General features: G+C 56.6%; 14 protein-coding genes. 2 read left to right on the forward strand and 12 right to left on the reverse strand.

All coding sequences use genetic code 11. The features are described from left to right. Positions 1-12: 12 nt before the first annotated feature. Positions 13-609: an L-threonylcarbamoyladenylate synthase gene (locus HMPREF1323_RS07395; protein ID WP_009433540.1), complete on the reverse strand. Its 597-nt coding sequence runs from the start codon at positions 607-609 to the stop codon at positions 13-15. Between the two features lie 819 nt (positions 610-1,428). On the opposite strand from HMPREF1323_RS07395, the gene HMPREF1323_RS07400 reads away from it, so the two are divergent. Beyond that, entirely contained in the window at positions 1,429-3,816 is a 2,388-nt protein-coding gene (locus HMPREF1323_RS07400; protein ID WP_044124212.1) for an outer membrane beta-barrel protein, read from the forward strand. Between the two features lie 474 nt (positions 3,817-4,290). Here the strand turns inward: HMPREF1323_RS07400 and rfbB are convergent, their stop codons facing one another. Next, entirely contained in the window at positions 4,291-5,331 is a 1,041-nt protein-coding gene (gene rfbB / locus HMPREF1323_RS07405; protein ID WP_009433547.1) for a dTDP-glucose 4,6-dehydratase, read from the reverse strand. 19 nt (positions 5,332-5,350) lie between these two features. Then, a complete protein-coding gene (gene rfbD / locus HMPREF1323_RS07410; protein WP_009433566.1) occupies positions 5,351-6,214 on the reverse strand; it encodes a dTDP-4-dehydrorhamnose reductase in 864 nt (287 codons plus the stop codon). Positions 6,215-6,216: 2 nt separating this feature from the next. Here rfbD and HMPREF1323_RS07415 point away from each other — a divergent pair, with 2 nt between their 5' ends. Beyond that, positions 6,217-6,429, forward strand: coding sequence for a hypothetical protein (locus tag HMPREF1323_RS07415; RefSeq protein ID WP_044124213.1), 213 nt, complete (start codon positions 6,217-6,219; stop codon positions 6,427-6,429). Between the two features lie 103 nt (positions 6,430-6,532). Here HMPREF1323_RS07415 and HMPREF1323_RS07420 read toward each other — a convergent pair whose 3' ends face one another. From HMPREF1323_RS07420 to HMPREF1323_RS07460, 9 genes are all read right to left on the reverse strand, one after another. Next, positions 6,533-7,258: a Bax inhibitor-1/YccA family protein gene (locus tag HMPREF1323_RS07420; protein WP_009433541.1), complete on the reverse strand. Its 726-nt coding sequence runs from the start codon at positions 7,256-7,258 to the stop codon at positions 6,533-6,535. A gap of 73 nt (positions 7,259-7,331) precedes the next feature. After that, positions 7,332-9,047 carry an OmpP1/FadL family transporter gene (locus HMPREF1323_RS07425; protein ID WP_009433523.1) on the reverse strand — a complete coding sequence of 572 codons (1,716 nt, stop codon included), beginning with the start codon at positions 9,045-9,047 and terminating at the stop codon, positions 7,332-7,334. Between the two features lie 52 nt (positions 9,048-9,099). Then, positions 9,100-10,215 carry a hypothetical protein gene (locus tag HMPREF1323_RS07430; RefSeq protein ID WP_009433568.1) on the reverse strand — a complete coding sequence of 372 codons (1,116 nt, stop codon included), beginning with the start codon at positions 10,213-10,215 and terminating at the stop codon, positions 9,100-9,102. Positions 10,216-10,489: 274 nt separating this feature from the next. Further along, the gene (locus tag HMPREF1323_RS07435) at positions 10,490-11,014 is read right to left on the reverse strand and encodes a hypothetical protein (protein WP_009433564.1); all 525 of its coding nucleotides are present in this window, start codon (positions 11,012-11,014) and stop codon (positions 10,490-10,492) included. Between the two features lie 657 nt (positions 11,015-11,671). After that, on the reverse strand, positions 11,672-12,400 hold the full coding sequence (locus HMPREF1323_RS07440; RefSeq protein WP_009433516.1) for a glycosyltransferase family 2 protein: 729 nt from the start codon (positions 12,398-12,400) through the stop codon (positions 11,672-11,674). A 22-nt stretch (positions 12,401-12,422) separates the two neighbouring features. Continuing rightward, positions 12,423-13,778: a glycosyltransferase gene (locus tag HMPREF1323_RS07445; protein WP_009433525.1), complete on the reverse strand. Its 1,356-nt coding sequence runs from the start codon at positions 13,776-13,778 to the stop codon at positions 12,423-12,425. Positions 13,779-13,790: 12 nt separating this feature from the next. After that, the gene (locus HMPREF1323_RS07450; protein WP_009433536.1) at positions 13,791-15,311 is read right to left on the reverse strand and encodes a lipopolysaccharide biosynthesis protein; all 1,521 of its coding nucleotides are present in this window, start codon (positions 15,309-15,311) and stop codon (positions 13,791-13,793) included. 10 nt (positions 15,312-15,321) lie between these two features. Continuing rightward, complete coding sequence (gene aroC, locus HMPREF1323_RS07455; RefSeq protein WP_044124214.1) at positions 15,322-16,440, reverse strand: chorismate synthase; 1,119 nt, start codon at positions 16,438-16,440, stop codon at positions 15,322-15,324. Between the two features lie 91 nt (positions 16,441-16,531). Next, positions 16,532-17,110 (reverse strand): FKBP-type peptidyl-prolyl cis-trans isomerase, encoded by a 579-nt coding sequence (locus tag HMPREF1323_RS07460; RefSeq protein ID WP_009433537.1) that lies wholly within the window; start codon positions 17,108-17,110, stop codon positions 16,532-16,534. Positions 17,111-17,363 lie beyond the last annotated feature (253 nt).

The raw sequence follows: 17,363 nt of genomic DNA on the forward strand, positions 1-17,363 counted from the left end.
CGTATGCAGCGGCTATGGGCGTATGACCTTGACCTCGCCCGTGGGACCGAGCATGATGATCTGAGAGGGTTCATGAGGCGTCTCGTCGCTCTGACGGTACTTGACGACATAGTCTACGCCAGCGACGATCTCGGGGCTGATGCCCGAGAAGAAGAGTGGGGTAGGCTCCCCACTGATGTTGGCGGAGGTGGAGACGATGGGACGGCGCAGGCGCTTGCAGAGGGCGGAGGAGAAGAGCTCACGGCTCTGGCGGATACCGAGGGAGCCCCCTTCGCCGAGGAGGTTAGGCGCTACGCCTGTGGCGTGGGGATAGATGATGGTGATGGGGCGCACGGCGAGCTCCATAAGGTCATAGGCGACCTCGGGGACTTCGCTCACCAGACGCTCGACTTCGTAGGTCTCTGCTACGAGGACGAGCATACTCTTGCTGTCTTCGCGGCGCTTGAGCTCGTAGATACGGCGCACCGCTTCTTCGTTGGTGGCATCGCAACCGATACCCCACACAGTATCTGTGGGATAGAGGATGATCCCACCGCGGCGCAGGGTTTCTACAGCTTCGTCCAGGTCAGCTTTGTCGTAAGGCTCTTGAGTAATCTTCTTTGTGTCCATCTCCATATATATAATAGGTAAGGACAAAGGTACGACCTTTTCCCCGTAGTCGCTCTGCCCGAAGCGGGTAATTCGAGACAAATAGCAGAAAAGGAATAGAAGCTACGAAGCCGTAGGTCCTATTGTCACTTGGTCGTCCTATAGAGGAGGGTGGCGTGAACCTATATTGGTCGATGGTACCACCAGTATTGGTTCGTTGCGTGACCTCTATTAGATTGTTGCTCTGCATAGGGATAAAAGTTGCGGACGAGTGCCAGATAAGTTGGGGCTACGTACGTGGCTCTAATATCTACGTACGTGGATATTTGGATTTGCGTGCCTGGTCTTTAAGACTACGTGCATAGATGTGGAAAAACCACTACGTGAAGGCACTTTTTCTTCACGGAAATGGCACTTTCCCCTCCGTAGGATCAGAGGAATACGCGTGATGAGGCGAAGGGCTTGTGTATCTCTTTGGAGAGGTATATCGGGGAGCTGGGCGTGCGATGCCTTAGTATTCTAAATAGAGGACAGGACTCTCGGCAACAGTCTCTATATATGCCCGTGGGCGAACCAATATAGCTTGACGCGCTCTCCTACAGCTTCACTCCACTTCCTCACGGACGCTCGGCTGAAGTGCTGTGTCAAGCACGAATAGCCTGCACCTTGATGTGGGCGCCGTGTGAACTTGTTGCTTAATAAAATTGATGTAATTAACCGTACCTTTGCTATATACCTGCATATAAGGGAATATCAAGTTGCTTCCGTAGCTCCTCGATATCTATCACAAGTATGGGGCGCTCTGTCCCAGCGAGCTTATAACTACCACCACTAATAGCGATGAATAGATTTACGCTAAGGCTCTTCCTGTTTTGTATGGCGATAGGCTGTGCTATCTCGGGAAGTGCGCAGACAAAGGTCACGGGGAGAGTCCTCGACGAGAACTGCCAGGGAGTGGATGCAGCCGTCGTCATGCTGGTAGCTTCTCCAGGAGATGTCCTCGTAGAGTCCGTACTCACTGATGCTGTTGGGCAGTATTCGATCCTCCAGCGCAAGGGAGAGTTCCTCCTTTGTATAAGGGCGCTGGGCTATAAGGAGGTGAAGAGAAAGATGGCTATCGCCTCGGCCGATACACTCCCCGATATCCAGCTGGAGGTAGAGGATGTTTCCCTAAAGGATGTCGTCGTCACCGCTCGCAAGTCCCGCTCGCTGACCAGCGCATCCAATGGGAAGATCCGGATTCACGTCGCTCAGTCTTACCTCACAGATATAGGGACTGCGCTGGATGTGCTGAAGCATTCTCCAGGCATCTTGGTGAGCAACAAGGGGGATATCTCCTTAGCGCCCATCGGGGGAACAGCGATATATGTCAATGGGCGGAAGCTGATGCTAAAGGGGGAAGAGCTATCGGCTTATCTACGCTCGCTCCCCTCCTCAAAGATCTCCAGCATAGAGACTTCCCCGAGTCCGAATGCTAGCTTCGGGGCTGATGGAGCTGGTGGTGTCATCAATATCATCACGAAGGCATCCGTTCGGTCTGGCTTTTACCTCACCACCTCACACAGCTTCGCCTATTGGGAGAACCTTCGCCAGAGCTCGGATCTCGCCCTATCTTACAATACAGATAAGTGGCAACTGGGGCTCAATTACAATCACGCCATTGGGCATCACGCGATGGACTACGGCTATGAGAGGCTTCAGGATGGGAATAAGTATCTCTCCGAGACGGTAGATACCGATATGCGTAACACCTATTCGGCGGGGATTGATTTCTCTTGGCAGGCCACTCCGACGAGTAAGCTCTTCGTCAATAGCTCGGTGAATCTACTCGCTGGTCCTGGGGTCACAGCTACGGAGACCCAAGTCTATCAAGGGACAACTACGCTGGACGGCATCCTTCGGGCGCGTAATGACTATGTGGAGCAGAAGACTCTCCGCTACAGCAATAGCTTGAACTATCTCTATCGCCCATCTGACAAGCACCAGCTCTCCATCACTGCGGACTGGACACGCTTTGACGGCACAGCGCGCTGTGAGCAGCCCAACACCTACTACTCTGCGACCAACATGCTGGTGCGCTCGGACTTCTTCTACTCACAGCCCGACAAGGATATAGATATCTATGCGCTCCTGGCGGACTATAAGTACAAGCCCAATGATGAGAGTGAATGGCTCGCTGGTGCTAAGACCTCCTTCATCAGAAGCCACAATACCTTCCTCTTTAAGAAGAATGGAGCTGTCGATAACCAGCGCTCAAATACCTTCCACTATGACGAGGGGAATATCGAGGGCTATACGCAGTACACCCATACTCTGGGGAAGCTGGAGCTTAGTGCGGGGCTACGTCTGGAGTATATGCACACCTCCAACAGGCTCAATGCCTATTCCAGTCAGGACGGGGAGGAGCATAGCGATAGCCACCTACGACTCTTCCCCAACCTGAGTATCTCCTATGCCCTCAATGAGCAGATCAAGGTAGCCCTGCTGTATAGTCGCCGCCAAGATAAGCCCCGCTACGAAGATCTTAACCCCTTTGAATACCTGCTTGATGAGTTGTCCTATTGGAAGGGAAACCCCTTCCTCAAGCCACAGATTAGCAATAAACTTATCCTGAGCTATGTGTGGAATAGCCTCTCTCTTAACCTCTCTTACTCCAAGCTCGACGACTACTTCACCTCGATCACAGATGCGCTCGGGACGACGAAGACCGTCATGACCACGAAGAATGTCGGGGCACAGCAGCAGGTGGGGCTGGAGGGACTCTTCTCCAAGCGCCTTACCCCGTGGTGGGACTTCAGTGCAAATCTCGGCTTGTACTACTTCGTGAATAAGCTGGACTACGAGACCTACAAGGAGGAATACAAGCGCCCCTCATACCTTATGTCGGTGAGCAATAGCATCCTTCTTCCCCTTGGGCTTAACCTTGAATTGTCGGGTCGCTATAACTCCAAGCGACAGGGTGGGAGCTACGAAGTCATCAAGCCCAATGGTAGTCTGGATATCGGGCTTAGCCGTATGTGGGCTGATGATCGCCTGCGCCTCTCGCTCTTGATGACGGATATCTTCCATACCGATCGCTGGGACAACTATGGGCACAAGGGGGCATTGGACCTGACTACGTGGTTCGGTAGCGAAAGTCGTAAGGTGATCCTTCGCCTTAGCTATAGCCTCGGTAAGCAGAAGTTTAATAAGGTGGAGAGCAGCCTCGGCGAGCTGGATCGACTATAGCTTCGGCAAAGGGCTATGCACTTCTATAGGGGAGGGTTGTATGAACCTATATTGGCTGATGGCGCGACCAGTGTTGGTTCGTCGTGTGACCTATATTAGGTTGTTGGTCCGCGTAGGGATAAAAGTTGTGGACGAGTGGCAAATAAGTTTGGACTACGTACGTGGCTCTAATATCTACGTACGTGGATATTTGGATTTACGTGCCTGGTCTTTAAGACTACGTACATAGATGCTGGAAAACCACTACGTGAAGGCGCTTTTTCTTTACGAGAATGGCACTTTCCCCTCCGCTGGATAAGAGGAATACTCGTGATAAGGCGAAGGTCTTGCCTGATCTCTTCAGAGAAGAGCATATCAGGGGGCTGTGAGTAGTCCTGTAGGAGTGCTTTTCTTTTTCCCTAAATACATCGTGGGCTACCCTCAGAAGGAGAGGGTAGCCCACGTTGTGTTTGATGTGAGGAGGAGCAGATGGCCTTAGCTCACGCGCTGGCTGACGTGGTCGATCCAGTCTTGATGCTCGAGGTACCACTTCACAGTCTTCTCCAGACCTTCCTCGAACTGAAGGCTGGGCTCCCAACCGAGCTCGCGGTGTAGCTTCGACGAGTCGATAGCGTAGCGCAGGTCGTGCCCCGCGCGGTCGGTGACGAAGGTGATGAGCTCCTCGGAGTGGCCTTCGGGGTTGCCCAGGAGGCGGTCGGTGACCTTCACCAGCAGGTGGATGAGGTCGATGTTGCGCCACTCATTGAAGCCCCCGATGTTGTAGGTGTCGGCGGTCTTCCCCTCGTGGAAGATTAGGTCAATGGCGCGTGCGTGGTCTTCGACGAAGAGCCAGTCGCGGATGTTCTCTCCCTTGCCGTAGACGGGCAGGGGCTTGCGCTTGCGGATGTTGTCAATGAAGAGGGGGATGAGCTTCTCGGGGAACTGGTACGGGCCGTAGTTATTCGAGCAGTTCGTCACGATCGTTGGCAGGCCATAGGTATCGTGGTAGGCACGGACGAAGTGATCGCTGGAGGCCTTGCTGGCAGAGTAGGGGCTGTGCGGAGCGTACTTGGTCTCCTCGGTGAAGAAGCCCCCGCCGATCTCCAGTGCGCCATAGACTTCGTCGGTGGAGATGTGGTAGAAGCGCTTCCCCTCAAAGCGCTCGGGCGTAGCGCCCCACGTCACGCGGGCAGCTTCGAGTAGGCTCAGCGTACCCATGACGTTGGTGCGGGCGAAGGTGAACGGGTCGGAGATGCTTCGGTCTACGTGGCTCTCTGCCGCCAGATGGATGATACCGTCGATGGCATGCTCCGTGATGAGAGCACGCATGCGCTCGTAGTCACAGATATCAGCCTCGACGAAGGTATAGTTGGGGAGGCTTGCGACATCCTCGAGGGTCTTCAGGTTGCCCGCATAGGTGAGCTTATCCAGGCAGACGATGTGGTACTGTGGATACTTATTGGCCAGAAGTCGGACGACATGCGAGCCGATGAAGCCAGCGCCGCCGGTGATGAGAAGGGAGCGGTGATAGTGCATGAGTGGGTGGTGAAGAGGATTATTCGGGGAGTGAGGCGGTGAGCTGCAGGCATTCCTCCAGCGCGGTGCGCCAGTGGGGGATGGTGATGCCGAAGGCTTCGCGCACACGTGCCTTGTCGAGGACAGAGTAATGGGGGCGCTCCGCACGTGTCGGGTACTCGCTGCTACGGATGGGATGGAGCTGCGTACTGTAGCCCGAGAGGCGGAAGATGGCTTCGGCGAAGTCGTACCAAGAGCACACGCCTTCATTGGAGAAGTGGTAGAGCCCAGTCTTGTCGAGCTGTCTGTGCTCAATGATCCTCACGATGAAGCGTGCCAGATCGAGTGCCGAAGTTGGGGTGCCGACTTGGTCGAAGACGACGCGCATCTCGGGGCGCTCCTTGCCGAGGCGAAGCATGGTCTTCATAAAGTTCGCTCCATAGGGAGCGTAGAGCCATGAGGTGCGCAGGATGATGTGGCGGGGTGCGAGGCGCTGTATCGCCTCTTCTCCACGGCGCTTCGTCTGCCCGTAGACGCCGATAGGCTCCGTGGGCATATCCTCCGTGTAGGGTATAGAGCTGCGCCCAGAGAAGACGTAGTCGGTGGAGATATGGATGAGGAAGATGCCGAGGCGCTCGGTGAGCTCCGAGAGACGTGCTATGGCAAGGTGGTTGACTTCGTCCGCCTGCTCGGGCTCGTCTTCGGCACGGTCGACAGCGGTGTAGGCTGCACAGTTGATGATGACTTCGATACCCTCACGGGTCGCGAACTGCTCGATAGCCGAGGTGTCGGAGAGGTCCAGCGTCTCTCTCGTAGCGAAGTGATAGTGGTCGGTAGCGCCCTGAGTGACGTGCTCGATGCAGCGCCCGAGCTGGCCTGAGGCTCCGAGGACGAGGATCTTCATAGATGATCGGGAGTAAGATTGCATGTGGAGTTAAAAAAACGATGGACAGTAAGTCATCAGAGCTCTCTGTCCTTAAGGAAGAAGACTTCTGCTGGAAGCATCAGTCTATGCCGAATCTTGTAGCTGTCTTGCACGAATGGATCCTCTGGACAGAGGGCTTCGTTGTCGTCGTGCTTTCTGTGAGGACAGCCTTCATAGATGGATCGACAATGTAGGAGGATCAGTGCTGCTGCACTGTTATCGTTAGATAAAGGTATAAAAAAAGGGTGAGCTACCCGTCTGGGAGCCCACCCTCTATATCGTGATCTCGGCGAGAGCTTAGTTGCGTCTGCCGAGGATGCGGAGCAGGTAGAGGAAGAGGTTGATGAAGTCGAGGTACAGGTGGAGTGCACCGAGAAGGGCAATCTTCTTCGTACGCTCTTCATCGCCGATAGACTCCGCGACCAGTGACTTGATCATCTGCGTATCGTAGGCCGTGATGCCGACGAAGACGAGCACACCGACGTAGCTGATGATCCACATCAGCGTATCGCTCTGGAGGAAGAGGTTTACTACGGTAGCGATGATCAGCCCGATGAGTGCCATATAGAGGTAGCTACCCATCTTCGAGAGGTCGCGCTTCGTGAAGTAACCGAAGGCTGCCATCACACCGAAGGTCGCCGCCGTGATGAAGAAGGTCGAGGCAATAGAAGCACCCGTGTAGACGATGAAGATAGGGCTTAGCGTGACGCCACTGAGTACGGAGTAGAGTACGAAGGCCCCCGTCGCTATTGGGATAGAGAGCTTCATGATGCTACGTGAGAGGTACCATACCAGAGCAAGCTCACCGATGCAGAGACCCCAGAAGAGCCCTTGGTGCTCAAATAGGAAATCTAGAAGGTTGGAGTCGGCGACGAAGAGAGCAGTAAGCCCCGTGATAGCCAGACCGAGGGTCATCCATACGAAGGCACGTACGACAGACTGACGCACGAGTGCGGGGAAGTCATAAGCGATGCGTGATGAGCTGAGTGGTTCGTCCTGGAAGGGGAATCGAGAGTTGTTCATGCGATGTGTGTAATGGAGATTTTGATATCAATATGCGGGGCAGGTGCTGAGACACCTGCCCCACGTTGGTTCCTTAGAATCGGATAGAGAGGGTAGCTACTGCCTTGTGACGCTGGTTCGTCTCCTTGATAGCCTGCATACCTACGAGTTCATCGGGCTTGACCTTACCTGCACGGATGTCAGCATCCGAAGCATTGAGGTAGGAGCCGTAGTCGTTGACGTAGGGGAAGGCGAAGGTGCGAGCCTTGGTGTCGGAGTAGACGTACGCCAGATCCAGCGAGAGGCTGGGGGTGATGCGGAAGCCTGCACCGAGCGAGTAGCTATTCTGGCTGTCGGGGAGGGTATAGTGTACCGCAGAACCCGATACGAGTACTTCGGTCGATGCCATGTCACCCTTGAGACGAGCGTTCTTGACGGGCGAAGAGGAGTAGCGATAACCGGCACGCAGGGCGATGCGGTTGCTAAGCATAGCTTCGGCACCGAGTCGGACGGTGTGGACACCACCAAAGTTCGTCTTCAGGCGAGCGTTGTCTTCCTCGAAGCCAATCTCACTGCCGTCATATTCGTCATAGGTGCTGTTGCTGAGGCGCAGAGAACCACTCGTATAGTCGTAGTCAGCGCTGATGAAGCCATGACGACCGATGAAGTAAGCACCACTGAGCCCGAAGCGCCAGTTGCCACGCAGTGCGTAGGTGTTAGCTGCATTCTTAGGCGTGACGACCTCGTTGGCCTTGTTATTATACCTGCCGAGGCTACCTGCCTGGAAGTCCATCTTCATCGAGTAGAAGGTGGGCGTATAGAGCGAAGCACCGAGGCGAAGCCCTTCGACAGGCTCGTAGAGAAGTCCGAGGCCGACGCTACCTCCGAAGCCTGATATGCTTCTGGTGTTCTGCAGCGTCAGGTAGTTGTTGCCACGGAAAGCCTCGTGGTAGTACGATGCCATCTCATAGTCCAGCGAGGAGAGCGTGAGGGCTGCCCCGAAGTGCAGGGCATCATTTGCCTCAAAGCCGAGGGCGATATCGTAGTCGGTGATATTCCCCTTCTCGCGTAGTACGAGGTCAGCGTTGTCGGGTAGACCGATGCTGGGCTTTGGATAGGGCGTCCCATCGGGAGCGGTGCTATACATATAAGCCGAGCGATAGCTTCTGCTGCCATTGTCGATATCGATCCATCCTGCGCCAGCACCGAGGATCGACATCCAGGGTATATAGTCGTTCTTAAAGGCTGCAGTCGTGGTGATGTAGCTCTTCTCGAAGTATTTATCGACGTTAGGGGATCGCTGGTTGTCGTAGCGAGCGTTATTCGTACGCGCAGCAGAGAAGTCTGCCAGCGAGGAGAAGTTCGCGCTCTGGGGCAGTGTAGCCGAAGCGTGGAGCTCGCGGTCGAAGCGCCCTGCATTGCGAATGCTGAAGGCGAAGGATACGGGGCCACGTGAGGCTCTATTCGTACCAGCCTGATAGGAGAACTCCTCAAAGAGGAACTTCCCCTTCATGTCCTGAGAGGTTGATGTACCGTACCAGACACCACGGTCGGTGCCGAAGCCACCACCGAGGGTCAGCGAGAGACGGTTGTTCCCACGGAAGAGGGAGATCCCCGCAGGGTTGCGTACGAGAGAGGCGACGTCAGAGCCCACGGCACCCATAGCGCCCGAGAGGGCAGCATAGCGTGCTGATCCTACAGGCTCATGAGGAGAGCCAAGGCGGAAGGCCTCCATCTCACTCTGTGCACTCAGTGATAGGGGTAGGAGGCTCAGTGCCACTACGCCTAAGATCTTATGCTTGATGTTCATGAGTTACCAGTCTAATCAAGGTGGAGTAAACGATATACCCTTAGGGCAAGTCTTAGCGACGACGTGGGGGAGCCGTGTAGCCACCGCCACCTCCAGAGTTGGAGTTGTTCGTCGAGTTTGAAGAGCCCTGGTCATAGCTGCGCTGAGGATAGCTGTCGTAGCTACGCTGCTGCTGTACAGGGCGGCTCTGCTGCGTGTGGGGATAGTCGCTGTAGATCGTACGACTCTGCTGTGACATACTACCCTGATCGTAGGAGCGCTGTGGGCCGATGTAGCCCTGATCGCGTACGCTGGAGTAGGCTGAGTAGCCACTTGAGCGGCGAGTCGTCGAGCGAGCCCCGTGCGAGTAGGGATTGTTGTAGTAGTGCTCGTTGTAGGCACGCGTAGCAGCCCCAGCGGCATAGCCGTAGTAGTAGCCGGGATAATAGCCACCGTAGTAGCCGTCATACCAGCCTCCATAGCGAGAGCCGTAGTACCCACCATAGTAGCCACGGGTGTAGCCATAGTAGTAGGGATCGTAGTAGCCCCCATACCAGCTACCGTAGTAGCGGGGATAACCGTAGTAGTAAGAGGAGGTGTAGAAGGGATCATACCATGAGCCCCAGCCCCAGCTGGTACCCCAGCCCCAGCGACTTCCCCAGAAGGGATCGCTGCTGCCTACGCGTACATAGACATCGGGTCCCGCATAGCGGTAGTCGATATCACTATACCAAGGGTCTGCGTCGATGTAGACGCGACGGGCTCCCTGGATCGTCATCGAGCCATCTCCGTAGAAGCGGCTGAGACGAGAGGAGTAGGGGCCGTAGACCTCTGCACCACCATCCTTCTGGCGCTGCTCCTTGAGCAGACGGCCCAGCTCGCTGCGGGTCAGCGTGATGGTGTCTTCGGGCAGGGAGAGGTGCCCATTGTATGCATCGATCTCACGATCGGCCTGCTTCTTCTTATAGTTGGCGATGAGTGCAGCCTGTTCCTTTTCCCAGGCTTCACGCTCGGCCTTCTCGGCGGCGCGGCGTAGCTCGGCCTTGCGGCGCTCTTCCTTATCGATCTTCTTGAGGTCGCTGCGGCGATAGTAGGCGTCGTCGAGGTACTTGTTGTCGGTCTGCGCCAGGGCAGCCGTACCTGACAGGAGCCCCACTCCCATCAGGAGGAATAGCTTCATTGTCTTCATAAGTCCAGTACGTCTTTATTATTCTATATATCCGTTGTCTTAGGCCCACGCTACGGCTTTTCACTCTCCTGGGTGGAGAGGCGCATTGTCGGGGTTTACAACGGTAAAGTTAGCATTTGTTTACGAATAGCAAAGCGCGTGCCAGTACTCCCGACTTCTGGTTATTTGTCCAGAAATGTCCGCTATCCTATGTCAAGATGACGTGATGTGCGGTCGGAGTACTGCTCTTGGATATGCTTCGTAGTCTGCCGAGAGACCCTACGAGAGGAGGTGATTAGTTGGGGAGAGTGGTCGTCGGAGCGATAGAGTTGTTGGTCTCGCTATCGTCACCATTCTCCTTATTGTACTCTTCGACGAGCTGCTTGAGGGCGCGGTGGTAGAAGGCGACCGTAGAGGCCAGAGCGTCGCTCATGCGGAGCGCGAGGCGGTCTATGGGCGTACCAGGCATGATGAAGGCTTCGACCGAGAAGACGATATCGCCCTCTTCATCGACATAGGCCTTACTGACCTTCTGGTCGAAGTCCGTCTTGGCGCAGGCCTTGTAGAGGAAGGCTTCGTGCACGTCATCGAAGGCTGCACGCTCAAAAGTGGCACGTACGAGGAGGAACTCAGGGTCATCCTCACGGTAGTAGAAGCAGCAGAAGATGCCTTCGTTCTTATAGACGATGCGGATCTCGTTGTCGCGCTCGGGGCGATAACCTTCCTTGGAGAGTGCTTCTAAGATCGTGGGGAGGACAGACGAAGGTGCGAGAGTCGCTGCCTCGCTATTCTTTTTGGTAAACTTATCAAAAAGTGCCATTGCTCTAACTAAAATTGGTTTGTATTTGACAATGGCCCATGCAGCTTGCGCTATGTGGGCTTCTACACAAAGATAACCTTTTAGGGATTAATAGCCTTTTAGGCTCCGTGTGGAAGTAGGGCTTACGCATCAAAATCGCTGGGCTGTATCGAGGAAGTAGCTACCAGCGTGAAGCGGATTATTCGGTAAACTTGCCCTGTATTGAGGCTGTTTCGCAGTCTCCTGCCCTCTATTTATTCAGCTAAGGTATTGCACGCCCAGCTCCCCGATATACCTCTCCGAAGTGACCAGGCAAGCCCTTCGCTTTATCGCGAGTATTCTTCTTGTTATGTGGAGGGAAAAGTGCCACTCTCGTGAAGAAAAAAGCGCCTTCCCGTAGTGGTATTCTTCTATCTATGTACGTAGTCTTAAAGACCAGGCACGTCAATCCAAATATCCACGTACGCAGATATTAGAGCCACGTACGTAGCCTAAACTTATCTGCCACTCGTCCACAACTTTTATCCATACGCGGAGCAACAACCTATGCCTATACTAACCCTTTTAGATCAGCGGTATTGCACACACTATATATAAGGTAGAGGTCTGCTCCGATGGGCTGTGTAGCCTCGGGGCAGACCTCGGTAAGAGGGCGGAATAAAGTCGGGAGGGGCAGGCTTAGCGCTTGCGGTCGACGAGGAAGCGCAGGTGCTGCAGGACGGTCGTCACGAGTCCGTAGTGGTGGCGCATGACGTGGAAGCGCTCGATGAGGGAGGCGCGATGGTTGGCTGTCGTCGTCCCTTCGTTGAGGTAGAGCGCTATGGGCTCGGGGTAGAAGGCTGTGGTCTTGGCTTCCTTGAGTACACGGATGCACCAGTCGACGTCGGCAGAGAAGCGGTAGTGTAGATCGTAGTGGGGCGAGATACTTCGCTTAGCGACGAAGGCCTGATGACAGACGAGCATCCCCGCGCGGAAGCTACGCCAGTCGAGCTGGTGAGGAGGGCGCAGGCGTCTTAGCCCGAGGTCGTGATCTTCGGCATCAATGAGACGCGTGTCTCCGTAGAGTACGTCGGGGAGGCTGTCGCCCGTGCAGGTAGCTCGGACGAGATCCTCAACGGTGGTGGGGCTGGCCAGGGCATCGCCTGCATTGACGTACCATACGTAGTCGCCCGTAGCTCGGTCGAGCCCCTTATTCATCGCATCATAGATCCCCTTATCACGTTCGCTATAGATCTCGGCCTCGGGAGCCAGCTCGCGGACGAGCTCCAGCGTGTTGTCCTTAGAAGCTCCGTCGATGATGAGGTACTGGATGTTCGGATAGGTCTGTGCCGAGACGCTGCGGAGCGTGCGGGTGATCGTGCTGGCAGCGTTGTAGCAAATCGTGATGATGGATATACGTGGTTGCATCGTAGCAGGCGGGTATAGGTGATTATTCAGCGGAGCTGTCTCTGTCAAGCGCCGTGCGGTAGAGCTCCACAAGGCGGGAGGCTACGGCAGGTGCTCCGAAGCGCTGGGCGCTCTCGCGGCAGGTGCGGGGGGAGAAAGCCCCTGCGTCGTCTCGCTCTCGTCCAAGGAGGGTAGCGAGGCGATCGGCATAGACCGCCGTGTCATAGGCGGGGACGAGGTAGCCATTGACTCCGTCGAGGATGATATCTTCGGGCCCCGAGCAGCGGAAGCTCAAGGCGGGGGTGCCCACGGATAGTGCTTCGACGAGCGTCTGCCCGAAGGTCTCATAGACGCTCGTGGAGATGAGTACGTCTGAGGCGGCATAGAGGCTCGCCAGCTGTGCGCGCTCACGGATGCTCCCGAGGGCGATGTGGGGAAGAGCGAGGCTGTCGAAGTAACCCGCACGGCGGATGCCCCCTACGAGCAGGAGTGTCGTGCGCTCGGCGATCTCAGGATGGCGGAGCTGGAGCTGCTCAGCGATCTCCATCAGGAGGTGTGGCCCCTTAACTTCATCATCGAGGCGGGCAGCGACGATGGTGACGTAGTAGCGCCCAGCCTCGCGGGTGAAGGGTGGGGGTGTCGCAGCTGCTGTCTCAGGAGAGAAGAGGCTGAGGTCAATGGGATTGGCGAGGATAGCAGGCGCTCCATAGCGCTGCATCAGTGGGCTTCGCTCGAAGAGCTTGGCTTCGGCACTGCTGACAGCGATATAGCGGAAGGGCTTCTCTGCGAGGAAAGCCTTCTTCCGAAGAGTCGTCCGTGAGAGGTCGTGCTCTTGATTACTCGCCAGGAGGGGGCAGTAGCCGCAGCCTGCTTGGTAGCGTGGACACTCCTTAGCGCCCTCACGCCCCAGCTCCAGAGGGAGGTGACAGATACCTGTGGCAGCCCACAGGTCGTGCAGGGTGGAGAAGACGGGCTTACCGAGGGCAGCGAGCTTCTTGAGGGTGGTGAGGGAGAGGAAGCCTTGGTTGATCCAATGTAGGTGAAGGATATCGGCTTCCCTTACCCACGGGTGCGAAGCGATATCACAGCCCCAGCGTGCCGTCGAGACGCGGAAGAGGTGCTGCCGAGAGCGGCCGTTGCGCAGGTAGATCTCCAGGCGCTCGAGGAGGAAGGCCGTCTTGGCCCAGAGGCGTCGTGGGGTGGTATCAGCGACGGAGGCGATACGCTCATCCTCCGTACTCTTCTTCACGACGAGCATACGTACCTCGATGCCGACAGCCGTGAGGGCATCAAGTAGGCGGCGACAAGCCTCTGCCGCTCCGCCGCCCTCGTCAGAGGTGCAGAGCAGAAGTACGCGAAGGGGCGCTTTGCCTTGGGGACTTTTCGGGAGGCTCGTCACGTGTCGGTGGGATTAGCGGCGTAGGCGCTTGGGGAGCTTGCCCTCGAGCATACTCATCAGCTCAGGCGTGATGCGCAGAGCCAGGAGCGCGAGGAGCAGACCCAGCCCCACGAGAGCCGAGCGGACGAAGAGGTCGATCCATACCGAGCTGAAGGTGGGGAGGACGGCATCAATGCCCCATGCCACGGCTGCGATCGGTATCAGAAGGAGCATACGACTGGTGAAGGGACTGACGTGCATCTTCACACTCAGCAGGAGCTGCTGCAGGCCGTAGCTCACGATATTTGTGAGGAGCATCGCCAGCGCTGCGCCGAGTGTGCCGTAGGCTGGGATGAGGAAGACGGTGGAGACGAACGACATCACGAGCACGCTGATCGTGTAGTAGATATTCCACTTGTAGTAGCGTGAGGTGCTGACGACCGTATGGCTGCAGGTCAAGGTCAGCTCGACGAGCTTCGCCAGCCCGAGGTAGAAGAAGATCCACTTACCGCCGGTGAACTGCTCGCCATTGGGCATGATACCGAAGATGTTGTCGATATTCACCCAGATCATCGCGAAGATCAAGAGCCCCGAGAGGAGCTGATAGAAGGCCACGAGGCGGTAGACCTCCTCGACGCGCTTCGTGTCGCCGTGCTTCGCTGCCTCGGCGATCTTCGGAGCTGCCACATTGAGGATGGCGCGCATCGGTATCTCGATGATCGAGACCATATAGAAGGCCATCGTATAGACCCCAGCGGAGGAGAGTCCCCCGCGGTCGATGAAGGCTACCATGAAGAGGTCCATACGCCCCGCCAGCGTGATGCCCACCGAGCTCAGCGTATAGAGTGCCGTATAGCGATAGAAGCCACGACGCATCTCGGGCGAGACGTAGCTGGGGTTGTGGCGAAGGCTCAGCGAGGTGATCTGCCCGAGGTAGACACCGCTGGCGAGCATACAGATGCCGAAGCTCCCGATGAAGCCCCACACCATCGTCGTGAAGTCAATGTAGCCGAAGGCGTAGAGCAGGTAGGCAGCGAGCTGGAGTACACGCAGGAGCACCTCCTTGATGCCCTTCGGTACCGCTACATGCATCAGCTGGTAGGTGTAGAGCTCGAAGATCGTCCAGCCCATCGTGAAGAGTGTCAGCGGTATCACGGCATAGTAGAAGTCCGCGAGTAGTGGGCTTCTGTCGCTGTAGAGCGACATCAGCGGGCCCTTGGCAAGGATGTAGAGGAGCGTCATCAGCACGGCACCGATCGCCCCGACGACTGTCACGTAGTAGAAGAAGCCGTGGTTCGGCCCGTCCTCAGCGCGGTAGGGGTTGGTCTCGGAGTCGCGGAAGAAGGGGAAGTAGCGACTGAGTGAATAGGTCATCCCGAGCATGCCCAGCCCTGAGAGCTGTGTCGCCAGCTCGGGCAAAAGGCGCGTCAAGCCAATCTCCTCGGGAGTGAGGAACTTGGCCAAGATGAAGAAGGTCGTCAGGAAGCCTATCCCGACGCCTATGTAGGTCACGATGGTACCAGTGATACTTTCCTTTGCTGCTACGCTCGCCATGTATAGTTGTCTATCCTCGCTCCGCAGTAGAGTAGGCGCGGTGGAGGAGATAAAAGTCCATAAGGGTAAGGGCCGTCATCGCCTCGACGATGGGTACGGCACGTAGGGCGACGCATGGGTCGTGGCGCCCCGTGATAGAGAGGGTAGTGGGTGTGCCATCAGTGCGACAGGTCGTCTGCTCGCGTCCGATGGAGGAGGTGGGCTTGAAGGCCGTGCGGAAGGTGAGTGGTGCACCCGTGCTGATGCCACCGAGGAGACCACCGCAGTGGTTGGTCTGCTGCTCGATAGCCCCTGCTTCGGTGGAGACGAAGGGATCGTTGGCCGCTGACCCGTACTCAGAGGCGAGTGCAAAGCCATCGCCTATCTCGAAGCCTCGAGCGGCATTGATACCCATCATCGCTGAGGCCAAGCGGCTGGAGAGCTTGTCATAGAGTGGCTCGCCTAAGCCTGCGGGGAGGCCATCGACACGGCAGGAGATGACCCCTCCGATGCAGTCGCGGCTATCGCGTGCCTCGGCTACGGCTGCAGCCATGCGCTCTGACGCCGCCTTGTCGGGGCAGGGGACGACCTGCTCATAGCGTCTCTGGAGGAGCACCTTATCGCCCTCGGTGAGATGAATCGCCTCATACAGATGGCTGTCATCATAGTGGACAGTCCCGACTTGACTGAGGTAGGCGGAGATGCGCACACCCTCGGCTCGTAGCCACTGATCACAGAGAGTACCTGCGACGACACGCACGACGGTCTCACGCGCTGAGGCTCTCCCGCCACCTCGTGGGTCGCGGTGTCCGTACTTCGCCTGATAGGTGAAGTCGGCATGCCCAGGGCGGTAAAGGTCACTGAGCTGTGAGTAATCTTGGCTTCGTGTGTCGGCATTGTCGATGACGAAGGCAATGGGAGTGCCCAGCGTCCGCCCCTCATAGATACCCGAGAGGAAGCGTACCTTGTCGCTCTCGCGCCGTGGGGTAGTGAGGTTGCTTCGTCCGCCTTGTCTGCGACGTAGAGCTTCCTCGATAGCGGCTTCGTCAATGGTGAAGCCTGCAGGGAAGCCGTCGAGCACACCACCGAGGGCGGGTCCGTGGGACTCACCGAAGGAGGTTAGGCGAAGGAGCCTGCCGAAGGTATTCATCGTGATGGGCGGGTGAAGGGGGTGATATAGCAAAGCACGGATGCCCACGAGCCTCAGGCTCAGGGTATCCGTGCTCTATGATTACGCGTGCTTAGTGGCAGCCACAGCCACCGCCGCAACCACCTTCTTCGTGGCCTTCGTGATCGTGGTCATGGTCGCAGCCACAGCCGCAGCCACCATCATGCCCGCCGAAGAACTGCTCGATCTCCTCGGGCGTAGCATCGTGGACTTCCTTGATAGCGCCGATGAAGTGGAGGTCTTCGCCTGCCAGGGGGTGGTTGAAGTCGAATACGACGACTTCGTCCTTGATCTCAAGGACGCTACCACGGATGATCTGCCCGTCGGGCGTGTGCAGGGGCAGCGTAGCACCTTCGACGACCAGAGCGTCGAGCTTGCCTTCGCTGTCTACGAAGATCTCACGGGGCAGCTCCTGGACGGCTTCGTCAGAAGGCTCGCCGTAGGCATCTTCGCACTTGAGGACGAAGTCGAACTTGTCCCCTGCCTTGAGGCCGAAGAGCTGCTTCTCGAAGGCGGGCAGCATCATACCCATGCCCTGGATGTACTCCAGAGGACGGTCGGGGGTGGTCTGCTCCATCAGGATACGCTCGTTCTCATCACCGACGTACAGCTCGTAGTCGAGTGCGACGAACTTATTAGGTGCTATCGTCATAATCTACACTATGATATTTAGGATGTGAATAATGGGATGCTCCTACCTCATACAAGGCGGGAGGCATCGCCGAACTGGCGCAAAGTTAGCTAATTCTCACCGAATAGCTTGAGGTGTGCGCTGCCACTGCATAGAGCTTCGTCGTTACCGCGAGTATTCCTCTTATCCAGTGGAGGGAAAAGTGTCCTTCTCGTGAAGAAAAAAGCGTCTTCCCGTAGTGGTATTCTTCTATCTATGTACGTAGTCTTAAAGA

It is taken from the genome of Porphyromonas sp. oral taxon 279 str. F0450 (genome assembly GCF_000292995.1).
Classification (GTDB): Bacteria; Bacteroidota; Bacteroidia; order Bacteroidales; family Porphyromonadaceae; genus Porphyromonas; species Porphyromonas pasteri.